The following is a 12,052-nucleotide window of genomic DNA, read 5'->3' on the forward strand; positions in this document are numbered from 1 at the left end:
AAGAAAATGGATAAACATAAAGATCAATTGTTAGATGACTTGCTCAAAGAGCACGCAAAACACGGAGCAGGAAGTGATGAGACCTTCCTTAAGGAATTAGATGAACGCCTTGCCGCTCAGGAAAAGGTAGTGAAAATGCCTAAACCTCAACAAAGTCCAGGGACAAGATGGGCGCTAGGATCAGGCATAGCAGCCTGCCTCGCCATTGGGTTTAGCGTGCATTATTTTACGAAGACGAATGAGGAAGATACGATCGCTTATCATGATGCGAACCTGGAGGTTCTCGTAGCCGATGCTATTTTAGAGCTTCCGATAGAAGCTCAGGTAAGACCAATGGCACCCAAACCCAATATGGCTCAGCTTGCTTCTACTAGAAGCGAGAATGAATCAGCTCTGTCAGATGTGAGTAAACCGAGAATGTATGAAGGTGAACAAACCGCTGCACAGACACCTGGCAATTCAAATCGACTCTTAGGTGATAAACCGAGTAGATCCTATGAAGAGGATCTGAGCGTGGGTGGCTATTCAGATGGTATATTACGAGGGAAAGACTCTGAGAAGAAGGAGAAAAGCGACTCGTTAGAGCGCAAGCCCTCAGCTCCATCGGGTAGCATGGCGAAGGTGCTTGCTTCGAATGTAGTGTCACCACAACAGATACCCATGCCAGCAAGAGAGGTAAAGGAATTGAGTATCGCTTTAGATGATCACGTCTTAGGTTATGCGGGTAAATCAAAGAGACAGAATACACCTGAAAGTAGTCTATTGGGGAGAGATGCAAATGTCGCTCGCTCAAGGATTGCAATTTACCCACCCCCACATGTTCATCCACCCGTAGTCCAGCCGAATACTGCAGGTGAGAAATATGGCGAACTCACAGATAACAAATGGACTGCTCCTATAGATGAGCGTTCTTCCCTCTCCACTTTTGCAGTGGATGTCGATACTGCGAGTTATGCGAATATCCGTAGAATGATCCGTCAGGGGCAAGCGATTCCGAAAGACTCGGTCCGTATCGAGGAGATGGTAAACTACTTCGACTACCAATACGCCCAGCCGACTGACGAGCATCCATTCGCGGTGCATGTTGATTCCTGTGTCTCTCCCTGGGACTCTAACAACCGCATTGTGCGGATTGGTATTCAAGGAAAAGAGATCGTCCGTGAGCAACGCCCAGCAACCAATCTCGTATTCCTGCTCGATGTCTCGGGCTCGATGAATAACGCTAATAAATTGCCGCTACTCAAACAGTCGATGCAGTATTTGTTAGAGGAGCTGAACGAGAACGACACAGTGAGCATAGTTGTCTACGCTGGAGCTTCAGGTTTAGCGCTTCCTGCAACGAAGGTTGATGATATTGGACGTCAGAAGATTCTAGAGAAGATGAATAGTCTGAATGCCGGTGGACCGACCGCTGGTGGGCAGGGGATCCAACTCGCTTACAAGCAGGCTCAGGAAAACTTCAAAAAAGAGGGAGTCAACCGTATCATTCTAGCCACTGATGGTGACTTCAATGTCGGGGTCTCAGACAATGCTTCTTTGACCAAGATGGTGAAAGAGAAGGCCAAGTCAGGAACTTACATCTCAGTGTTAGGCTTCGGTAGCGGTAACATCAACGACGCCATGCTCGAGTCTATTACTAACAACGGTAATGGAAACTACAGCTATATCGACACGATCAAGGAAGGTCGCAAGGTGTTGTTAGAGGATATGATGGGAACCATGGTGACCATCGCTAAGGACGTCAAAGTGCAGGTGGAAATGAACCCTAACAATGTGAAGGCATATCGCCTGATTGGCTACGCAAACCGCATGCTACCACCCGAGGCATTCCTCGATAAAAAGGTGGATGCTGGCGAAATAGGAGCAGGACACACTGTGACAGCCCTCTATGAAATTATCCCAGCCGACGGTAAACCCTTCGGCACCGATATCGATGCCTCACGCTACTTCAAGAAACCTGAGGTAAAGCCAAATCCAGCTCTAAAGGAGAGCAAAGAAATGATGTTCGTAAAGCTCGCCTACAAGCAGCCAGATCAGAAAATAGAAGATGAAAGTACTTACTTCACCGTTCCTTTTGTGGATGGTAAATCGGAGATTACAACAGATATACAATTCGCAACTTCTGTCGGACTCTTCGGTATGGTCCTCCGCGATAGTGAAAATAAAGGCAATGGAGATTTAGCCAAGGTTCTCAGTCTCGCCAAATCTGGCAAAGGAACTGACGGAAAAGGCCAGCGCGCCGAGTTCATTCAGCTCGTCGAGAAGTGTATCGAGAAAGAATAAGCTCATTCTAACACGTGAGTCTACGCAAGCAGCCAGTCCCCGAGCAATCGGTGGCTGGCTTTTTATTGTGGCCGTAGAAGAGGCTTCCAGCCTCTTTGAGCTGAGTCTCGTTAAATCGAAAAACAAGCAAAGAGGCTGGAAGCCTCTTCTACGATCAGCGCATGACCTACTGCCCCTCGAGCACGACGTTGTCGTACTTTCCAGAGAGATGGTTGGCCGCTATGTCTTCCAGCTCGGTGACTGAGACGACTGCGCAGAGCTTTTGGCGCAGAGCTTTGGCGCCGCTGAAGCCTTTGCAGTAAGCCATCAGGCGTGAGCGCATAGCCATCACTGTGTGACGCTCTTCACCACCGTAGCGCTCTGACTTCGTCGCCAGCGTGCAATGTCGGATGATCAGCTCCCAACGCTCCTCGATGGTGATCGGAGGAAGATGCTCGCCAGTTTCCAGATAGTATTTTGCCTCGCGGAAAATCCACGGGTTCTGCATCGCAGCACGGCCAATCATCAGGCCCGAGACCGCGGTCGTTTTCTTGCGCATTTCTATATCTTCGCCGCAAGTGATGTCGCCATTTCCGATGATAGGTAGATCTGTAGAGCGTGCGCATTCATCGATGATGTTCCAGTTTGCTTCACCGCGGTATCCCTGTGACCGGGTGCGGCCGTGGATGGCAATTTGCTGCATTCCGCAGTCTTCTAGAGTCTTACAGACTTCGACAGCATTGATGCTTTTCTCATCCCAACCGACACGAATTTTAGCAGTGACGGGAACTTGGTCTCCCACAGCCTTGGCCACTCCTTCAGCTACTGAGGCTAGTAGTGGACAGTCTTTAAGAAGTGACGACCCTCCATTTTTAGAAACTACTTTGCTCACCGGACAACCGAAGTTGATGTCGATGAAGTCTGGTTGCTTCCAGTCGATTATTTTCTTTGCCGCTTCTCCCATCCGCTCGCCATCCGCTCCAAAGAGTTGCACACCGACCGGCCGCTGGCCTTCGTGGAATTCTGTGTATTTCCGAGTGCGATCGTCGCGTCGGACAATACCTTCGGCCGAGACAAATTCCGTCACCATCACATCGGCGCCGAGTTCTTTGCAGATCGTGCGAAATGTCACGTCAGTGACCCCAGCCATCGGGGCTAGAAAGAGTGGGAACTTGTCGTTGTCGAACCAGGGAAGCACGGTGTTACTTAGTTAGTGTCAGTGAGTAGAGTTTTTGAACTCAGGTGAATTAGGCAGAGTAAAGGATGCGGCCGCAGTTCTCGCACTGAGCGACTGCTTTTTCAGACTGCACATTGACCATCGTGGTTTGAGTCACCTTCATGTGGCAACCTTTACATTGCGAGCCTTTCAGCGGTGCCACGGGATCGTTCCCTTTACTCACCAGAAGTCGGTCGTAAAGCGCGACTAGGCCATCGTCAACCTTTTGCACTAACTCGGCACGCTCAGCAAGAAGCTCATCGAGACGTGCTGTGCTTTCGGTGCCCTTAGCTTCGAGATCTACAATGTCTTTGTCGACGAGTACCTGAGTTTCAGCGAGAGCTTCGATGCTCTTAGCGTGCGTTGCTCGGAGTTCGTCAGCCATTTCCATGAGCTCTAGCTCAGTAGTTTCTAGCGTATCCACCATTTCCTCATAACGAATCACATCATTTCCTAGGGCGGTGAATTCCTCATTCTTCTTGGTCTCAAATTGTTGAACCCTGAGTTTTTCGATCGTGTCGCGACGGGTCGCGATGTCGAGTTCGACATTTTTTGTGGCCACTTCATTTTCTTGATAAGCCAGCTTAGCGTCAGCCACGGCTTTCTTGTCCGAGCTCAGCTTGTCCTCAGCCTGGGCCTTGTCACGTGGGATTCTAGCAAGTTCTTGGCGCAGGGCTTGGATCTTTTGATCGCGATCTTGGACGATGAGTAATGACTCGACTTCAGGTAACATGGTTAAGAGGTAACTGCGATAGTGGGTGAGGGCAAGTGCTTCTATAGCTATAGTTCAGGAAATTTTGTGGCTCGCCATACTAACAGCCATCGATTACGATCTGAACTATCAAAAATTGACTTAATCCTGACCGATGAGCGAAATGAAAATCCAATGCCCAGAATGCAAACAAAGCTTCGATGTTCCAGAAGAATTAATGGGGAATCCTGTCGAGTGTGGAGCATGCCAGCATCCGTTTGAGCTCACCGATGAGCACATTGATAAGTTTTCCATGCGCTATTTCCCAGGAGAAAAGGCGAATGGACTAGAGGCTTTTTCAAAGAAAACTCCTGAAATGTCAACTGAGGCGGAGGTGCATTTCCGAACAGCGGCATATGATCAAGAGGTAGATCCAAATGCTATCATGCCTCTCGGGCCTAAGCGCTTGCTGGCAATATTTGTCGGGATTTCACTGATGGGACTAGTGATCACCTTCTTTGTTCTAGGTAATGGGGAACTAGGAGCAATGACCGACATAACGAACGATAAACGTTGGGTTTTAGCTGGTTTTTCAGCATTCTTAGGCAGTTTATTGATTATCTTTGGTTTTCGTAAATATCGAATATTTGGAGTAATCTTCGCATTGATCCTAGCGGGAGGTGTGTGCAGCATGCCCATTATTTATCCAGAACAATTATCACCAGTCGCACTAGAGTATGATTCAAGTTTGGAGGTGAACGAGCCGACAGAAATCGATCCTGAAGCGGAATTGTTAGCGTACAAGCTTGGTCTAGGCTACTCGACGGTTGAGGCGAAAATTACTGAAGCAGCCAATCCTCAACGCGTCATTGCTGTTGCGCTGACGCGTGTTAAGCCAGCCCACCTAGATACGATCAAAGACTACCTAGCTAGAGCTCTCAAGACTGAGGAGATCCCGCGAGTCTACCCAAACCGTCAGCTCAATGGTATACCGTGTATCTTGCTCGTCTATCTGAATAGCCGGCTGTCCCTTGGAGAAGCGGCGATGGTGATACGTAAATTCGGTACCGTGACGGCAATTCGACCAAAACTTCAAATCGTGGAAGTGTTAGTCGACCCCGACACCTTCAAGAATTCTAAGTCTGACGTCTTAGTCGATGAAAGTAATGCCAAATTCTATCAGGAAAATTTAGAAGAACTCAAGCACATCGACCAAGAAAGGCAATTAGCGGCGATCCAGCGACTCTCCAATACCCAGAAATTTTCTTTGCGCTCAGACATAGCCAAGCAATTGAGGGCGCTACTAGCCCTCGATTCGTTTGAACACCAAGCAGCAACAGTTGAAGCTCTGATTCACTGGGATCGGAAGGATCAGGATAATGCTTCAGAGTCGGTGGTGTCACAGGCTCGCAGAATGGCCGTGAGTAAGAAAGTAATTCCTCTGACCTACCTCAATTACCTGATCGAACAAAAGGTAGAAGGAGTCGGTGACATCCTTCTCTACGCCTGGATGAAGGAACGTGTAGTGCACGAATCTACGCTGATCCGAGCTGGAAAACTAGCAGAACTAGCTTTGATTGAAATGCTGCCTGAGCTTGAGCCTATCGAGCTAGATTCAGCCGCCAGCGTGCTCCGAAAGATCGGAACTCCAGATGCCCTTCCCGCATTACTCCTTGCGTATGAATCAGCTAGTGGCGATGTGAAAAAGTCTTTGAAAGCTACCATTGACGAGATCAAATCTCGTGAGTAGTCTCCGCCTCGCAGGTTGCAAAAGAGCTTATTTATAAGCTCTAGAGCAAATGCCACCGTGGCGGAATTGGTAGACGCCGCAGACTTAAAATCTGCTGTCCTTCGGGGCGTACCGGTTCGAGTCCGGTCGGTGGTACCATCTGCATTTCAATGAATTACGCGACTTTTACAGGTCGCGTTTTTTGTTGTGAAGATGCTTACCTGCCAGTTACCTGCCAGTTTTGACTGGGCTGTATTGAGCTTAAATGGGTACTTCTGGACCTGTAATTATAGCTTGCAATCAAAGTTACTATTTAGATTTGATTTATTTTGGGTTACCTAAAGGAATTGAAGATCGAGAAAAGAACTTGTTCAGTGGTTGCAGCGAGGCTCCCTCACTGCTCGCCTGCTCTCCAAAGGGCTCCGCACCCCGGAGCAACCGACTTTCTTAGTGAGGTGGGTGTAGATCTGCGTCGTCTCCAGCTTGGCATGGCCCAGTAGACATTGGATCGTTCGGAGATAGGTCCCATTTTCCAGTAAATGCGTGGCAAAGCAGGTGGCAGGAACACTCCGCAATTTTTTATGCTCATTTGTTTTGAGCTGGCAGCCGACGTTACGGTTGTTTCTTCGTGGTCGACTTACGGCGTACGTGGACAAAGGCCTGGGTGCGTCTGAATCGGGACACGGTGGAGTCCGTGGTAATCTTGAGGATTCCGAAGCTTGTGTTTGAGGTGTCCTTCGCGGTCACTATGAGTTCGTATTCCCATCCATCGCGGATGGTCTTGAGTTCGGTGGTGAAATTATTGTTGGTGCTTGCTATCTTGGTGCCAGGTTTTGCGGTCACTTCCATTGTTTTGTTGTTGAAGCTCAGCATGGCCTGAGCGGCATCGGAAACCGGGGCTAGGGCGAGAGAAGTGAGCAGGCTGAAAAAAGCGTATCGCATTAACATATTAGGAATAGTCGGGTCATTGCAGTTTATGCATGCTGCAGCTGTTGCGTTAGGCAACTGTGAATTTTTGTCAGAACTAAGGGACAGAACTGTGATTTTTATACTTGGTGCCGACGCAGTTGTCGAAGCCGACGAGCGCATCGTGGTCACTGAAACCACCGCCAACCCGCAGACCGGGCCACGCACGTTCTTGGTCAAGGCCGAGGAGCCAGTCAGTCGCCATGTGATTGCTCGCCTACCTGAAGGCATTGATGGCGCTCCATCAGCCATCCTTGCACGAGGCACCGTTCACACCTTCGATATCGGCAGAGTGGATGAAACCAGCGACGCCCAAGTGGTGACTCGCTACGATGATGGAACCTGGCTGATGAGCCACACCATGGTAGCGGTGAATCTGCCACCTGGTTTTTTCATCCAACTCCAAGTCAAGAACCAAGGTTCACTCTTCACCAATGGCAGCGACATTCTTGAGCTGCGCGCCGAGGACTTCGACGCCAACGGCATCGCCACCATCTACTACGAAGCTCCTTCTTCAGCCGCGGCACCGAAGCTTTGCCACAGCATCAAGACCTTCACCGAGTAATAAGCCACCGGCACCTCACGTCCATAGACATCCTCACTTTCTATCAATTTTACCTCAGCAAACGTTTTCCACATGAACTCCAAACGATCCAAATTCCTTCAGTCCTTCCTAATCCCCACCCGAGCCTTGCCCGTCTTGGCCATGGCATGCCTCTTTTTTCAGAATACTGCTGACGGGCAAGTATCGGGCTCAAGCCTGAACCCCTCTGCTGGAACTACCCCGTGTATTCAATCCTCAACGAATACATTCTCAGCAAGTAAGGCTGGCTCATACCCCATTACCACAATAGGAGTAAATGGTCAGTCTATAGTTAAGGTTAAAGTGTCGTTCACAGCCTCAGAAGAGTGCGATGAATTAGAGGTTTCTGCTTCGGCAACATCCTCATCAGGAGGAGGGGTTACAGTAACCTCTTCCCCTTCATCAGTAACACTTACCGAGGAACAATCTGAACAGGAGTTTACGCTTACATTTGATTCCTTAAATATATCCGCAAGTAGCAAATGGGATATTAAAGTGAATGGTGAAAAAATTGATATCGTTGAATTCGAGAAAGGAGACTGCTCGTCCTGCTCGATAGGGGGATCATGTGGCGGATCCACGGTCCAAGGCAGCTTCCTTCTTGACCTTCCCACGCCCTATTCGAATGGAGGTATGACGAAAGGAACCCTCTATTTCTTTACCCCCGACTTTACCTTCCCGGGGCGCGCTGGTCTCACGGCCATCATGCCACCTGGTTTCACTGTCACACGTGATACTAACGAACTCATCACTCAAATTGATACCGGTGCTGGCGTCATGGACATCCAAGACGGAACAGCCCCAGATTCGATTGAGATTTCATATAAAGATGCTGCCGGTGTCGAGTTCCGACATACAGTTGTCTCTAAAATCACCACTGGTGGTGGCCTCCCAGGCTTCCGTATGGACACGACCTTCGACGGCTCCACCACCCGCCACGAGCAATACGAAACCAGCCCTGGCACCACGGTTCTCGAAAAAGGCCGCGTTATCGCAGGGGCATTCATCCCCCTATCTCTAGAAACTCTCGCAAAAGACACCAGCACCCCAGGCATCCAAATCAAGCGCACTACCATTAAGGAGCGCTGCTCATCCAGCGATCCATGGCAAACCGTCAGTGACACAGAAACCACATGGGAAAACCAGCTTAGTGGCTGGGTCAAAACCAAAGAGATCATCGATCCAGGCGCTGCAGCCCTCACCTCCACCTGGACCTACTACCAGCCGGGTGAAATCACCGGTCCAGGAGGTTCTGTCGAAGGTCTCACAAATCTCAAACACCATGTCCGTCATGACGGTTATGAGTCCTTGCACACCTACGCTTTACATTACGAAAGCATCACCACCCCCTACGCTGGAAACATGACTGGTAAAACCACCACCACCAGTCACGACCCAGGCAGCAACACCACTACAGTAACCACCACTATTGGCGGAGTTGTAACCTCTAAAACCGTCACAGCCAAGTTCGTCACCGAAACCGAAAGCCACAAAACTCGCGATGTTTACACCGCTGAAGGCGAAATGCTCAGGACAAAGGCCCATTACATCATACAAGGCAGCGACTTCGTCCTCAAACCCTTCCGCGTCGAGCATCCCAATGGCACCCTCACCACCTACTCATATAACCGAGACACCACCGGCGGCTACACCACCGTCACCGACAATGGAGCCACCACAGACAACATCATCGTCTCCAAAGGCACTCGCACCACTACCTCAGTCAACTCCCGTGGTACCACCATTTTTAGTAAGACCCAGTCCATCGGCTACGGCGCAGCAGATAGTGAGGTCTACGGCTCTATGGCCGTCACCTCTGTCGACAATGTCGGCCGCCCCCTCACCACCCTCTACCATCCAGAAACCGTAACTCTCACCGGTGAAGTCGCCGCAGCCACCAACCCCGCATGGACCACCACTCAGGAATACAATTGCTGCGGAGTTTCCAAGCAAACAGACCAGTATGGTATCATCACCTACTACGCCTACGACGAACTCCAACGCCGGATCAAAACCAACCGCCTCGGCGTCACCACCGAAACCGTCCGCAACGGTCTGATTACTGAAACTCACCGCTACGCAGAAACCGTTGGCGCCTCACTCTCGTCCACCTTGGCCGGCACTACTGCCACGCTCGTATCCAGATCCGTGCGTAACCTCAGCGGCACGCTCTCTGAATCATGGTCCCCCGACTCCACCAGCACCACCGCCGGTACCTTGATCAAATCCTCCAGCACAGCCACCACCTACCAGCCATCCGCTGGTCTCTCCCGACGCACCGTCACCACCACTGCTGACGGCTTCACCCAAACCACCGACAGCTTCCTCGACGGGCGCACTGCTACCACCTCTGGCGATCTGTCACCAGCCATGCAATACGCCTACAGCGTCAATGCCACTGGCCCAGTCACGACCCAGTCCTACCTCGATGGCGTCAACCTCCGTCAAACCACCACCAGCCAATCTGACTGGACTGGCCGCCAGCTCAGCACCACCTACATGGATGGCGCAGTCGCCATCGTAGAATACAACGCCCTCGGTCAAATGGATAAATCCACCGACCTAGATGACATCATCACCACCTACACCTACAACACCGAAGGCGAACGCACCACCACCTCCCAGCCCATCGCCGGAGGACAGACCATGGTCACACTCACCGAGCGCAGTTTCGCTACCGCTACCGAAAGCGGCATCGGCACTGCCTACAAGACAACCACCACCGTCAACGGCAAACTCGTCAGCACCAGCTTCCGCTCAGCAGACGGCATGAGCAGCAAAACCGTCACCCTCGCTGGAACAACCTACTCCTCTAGCTCCACCCCAGCTAATGGCGACTGGACCCTCACCTCCACCCACCCCCGACGGCCAGAAAGCGTCCAGACCTACACCTCTGGCCGACTCGCAAAAACCGAAACCTTCGACAACAGTGCTACCCCAGTAAGCATCGCCTCCACCTCCTACGGCTACGACACCTTAGGACGCACCTCCTCCACCACGGACTCCCGCACCGGCGTCACCACCACCGCATACCTCACCACCACCGCCGATGTGCCAACCAACGTCACCGACCCCGGCAGCCGCACCACCGCCTACACCTATGACACCCGCGGACGCACCATCACAATCGACGCCCCAGATACTACCGACAAAGACGGTAACACCATCGATAACATCACCCACACCAGTTACTACAGCAATGGCCAAGTCGCTGGCACTTGGGGCGACCAAACCTATGCACGCTTCAATGTGTATGATTCTCAGAATCGTTTCATCGAACTCCGTACATACCAGGACCTAGCACACGGCACTGAGCCTACTGCTAGCACTACTGGATTTGCCTCCACCAAGTGGAACTATAACCCAACTCGTGGCTGGCTCGACAACAAGCGCTACGACGACAACAAGGGCACCGACTACACCTACACTTCAGCCGGTCGCCTTGAAACACGTGAATGGTCTAGACTTAACACATCAAACGTAAAACTTAAAACTACGTACAGTTACGACCAAGGCCAAATGGTCTCCACCACCTACAACGATGGACTCACCCAAGGAGTCGTCTACACCTACGACAACTTCGGACGTCCAACTGTGGTCACTCAAGGAACTGGAGCCACAGCCAACCAGCATGCTTACATCTATGACGCTGCAACTCTAGTTCTCGACAAAGAAATCATCTCCTACGGCAATGGTCTCTCAAGAACACTCGACCGCTCACAAGACGGACTACTTCGTCCAGCGGGTTTCCAGTTAATGAATGGAACGACAGAAGAGCACGCAACAAGCTACGGCTACGACGCAGTTGGCAGATTAGCAGGTTTGCATACAGCTGCTACTTATTCAGCAACTCCTGACTTCAGCTATGCTTACTTGGCGAACTCCGGTAGTTTACTTGAAACCGTCACCGGCCCAGCCCACACAGTGACGAATACTTACGAAACAAACCGCAACGTCCTGACCAACAAGGAAAACAAAGCGGGAGTCAATATCCGCTCCAACTTCGCCTACACCGTCAACGACCTAGGCCAACGAGACGATGTATCTCGATCAGGCACCGCCTTCACATCCGCTAATACAGAAACCTGGAACTATAATGCCGTAGGCGAAACTGTTAGTGCCGATCACAGTACAAACAACGCTTTTGACCGCTCGTATCTGTTCGACGGCATAGGCAATCGCAAGAAATCAGCCGATAGTCTGACGCTTCCAGCGACAGATAACTACACCAGCAACGCGCTGAACCAGTATCCTGCTGTAGGTGCAGTTGCTAGATCGTTTGATGACGATGGCAATCTCACAAATGACGGCACAAAGCAGTTTGAATGGGATGCAGAAAACCGCCTCATTGCTGTGAAGCAAGGTGCTGTGACTGTCGCTGAATACGATTATGACTATCAAAGTCGTAGAATCACCAAAGATGTTGCAGGTGTAGTCACAAACTTCGTTTATGACGGCTGGAACCCGATAGCAGAATTCACTGGCACTACGCTCAGTAAAAGCTATGTTTGGGGAATGGATCTCAGTGGATCAATGCAAGGTGCTGGTGGTGTAGGTGGTCTTTTGGCAGTAGCTGAAGGTTCTGCGATTCACTATCCAGTTTAG

Annotated in this window: 7 protein-coding genes, 1 tRNA gene and 1 pseudogene; 5 read left to right on the forward strand and 4 right to left on the reverse strand. The window is 50.8% G+C overall.

Features of this window, described 5'->3' with window-relative positions; all coding sequences use genetic code 11:
- Positions 1 to 6 precede the first annotated feature (6 nt).
- The gene (locus tag BSZ32_RS09680) at positions 7 to 2,283 is read left to right on the forward strand and encodes a vWA domain-containing protein (RefSeq protein ID WP_105043237.1); all 2,277 of its coding nucleotides are present in this window, start codon (positions 7 to 9) and stop codon (positions 2,281 to 2,283) included.
- 166 nt (positions 2,284 to 2,449) lie between these two features.
- On the opposite strand, the gene dusB is transcribed toward BSZ32_RS09680, so the two are convergent.
- Positions 2,450 to 3,460: a tRNA dihydrouridine synthase DusB gene (dusB, locus tag BSZ32_RS09685; protein WP_105043238.1), complete on the reverse strand. Its 1,011-nt coding sequence runs from the start codon at positions 3,458 to 3,460 to the stop codon at positions 2,450 to 2,452.
- A 49-nt stretch (positions 3,461 to 3,509) separates the two neighbouring features.
- On the reverse strand, positions 3,510 to 4,211 hold the full coding sequence (locus BSZ32_RS09690; RefSeq protein ID WP_105043239.1) for a zinc ribbon domain-containing protein: 702 nt from the start codon (positions 4,209 to 4,211) through the stop codon (positions 3,510 to 3,512).
- 133 nt (positions 4,212 to 4,344) lie between these two features.
- Between BSZ32_RS09690 and BSZ32_RS09695 the strand changes: the two genes are divergently transcribed.
- Positions 4,345 to 5,919 (forward strand): hypothetical protein, encoded by a 1,575-nt coding sequence (locus BSZ32_RS09695; RefSeq protein WP_105043240.1) that lies wholly within the window; start codon positions 4,345 to 4,347, stop codon positions 5,917 to 5,919.
- A gap of 51 nt (positions 5,920 to 5,970) precedes the next feature.
- Positions 5,971 to 6,057: transfer RNA gene (locus tag BSZ32_RS09700), tRNA-Leu, on the forward strand.
- A 212-nt stretch (positions 6,058 to 6,269) separates the two neighbouring features.
- On the opposite strand, the pseudogene BSZ32_RS20350 reads toward BSZ32_RS09700, so the two are convergent.
- Both BSZ32_RS20350 and BSZ32_RS09710 read right to left on the reverse strand, forming a co-directional pair.
- A pseudogene (locus BSZ32_RS20350) lies at positions 6,270 to 6,449 on the reverse strand (tyrosine-type recombinase/integrase); the annotation flags it as partial.
- Between the two features lie 61 nt (positions 6,450 to 6,510).
- The gene (locus BSZ32_RS09710) at positions 6,511 to 6,840 is read right to left on the reverse strand and encodes a hypothetical protein (protein ID WP_105043242.1); all 330 of its coding nucleotides are present in this window, start codon (positions 6,838 to 6,840) and stop codon (positions 6,511 to 6,513) included.
- A 97-nt stretch (positions 6,841 to 6,937) separates the two neighbouring features.
- Between BSZ32_RS09710 and BSZ32_RS09715 the strand changes: the two genes are divergently transcribed.
- Together BSZ32_RS09715 and BSZ32_RS09720 are read left to right on the forward strand one after the other, a co-directional pair.
- Positions 6,938 to 7,429 (forward strand): hypothetical protein, encoded by a 492-nt coding sequence (locus tag BSZ32_RS09715; protein WP_129589685.1) that lies wholly within the window; start codon positions 6,938 to 6,940, stop codon positions 7,427 to 7,429.
- 651 nt (positions 7,430 to 8,080) lie between these two features.
- The gene (locus tag BSZ32_RS09720; protein ID WP_129589686.1) at positions 8,081 to 12,052 is read left to right on the forward strand and encodes an RHS repeat domain-containing protein; all 3,972 of its coding nucleotides are present in this window, start codon (positions 8,081 to 8,083) and stop codon (positions 12,050 to 12,052) included.

Origin of the sequence: Rubritalea profundi, from assembly GCF_002954445.1 — a bacterium.
In the GTDB taxonomy this organism is placed as follows: Bacteria; Verrucomicrobiota; Verrucomicrobiia; order Verrucomicrobiales; family Akkermansiaceae; genus Rubritalea; species Rubritalea profundi.

Coding starts and splice junctions, on each gene's coding strand:
- BSZ32_RS09680 (WP_105043237.1), top strand. CDS start 7: ATGGATAAACATAAAGATCAATTGTTAGATGACTTGCTCAAAGAGCAC.
- BSZ32_RS09690 (WP_105043239.1), bottom strand. CDS start 4,211: ATGTTACCTGAAGTCGAGTCATTACTCATCGTCCAAGATCGCGATCAA.
- BSZ32_RS09695 (WP_105043240.1), top strand. CDS start 4,345: ATGAGCGAAATGAAAATCCAATGCCCAGAATGCAAACAAAGCTTCGAT.
- BSZ32_RS09710 (WP_105043242.1), bottom strand. CDS start 6,840: ATGCGATACGCTTTTTTCAGCCTGCTCACTTCTCTCGCCCTAGCCCCG.
- BSZ32_RS09720 (WP_129589686.1), top strand. CDS start 8,081: ATGACGAAAGGAACCCTCTATTTCTTTACCCCCGACTTTACCTTCCCG.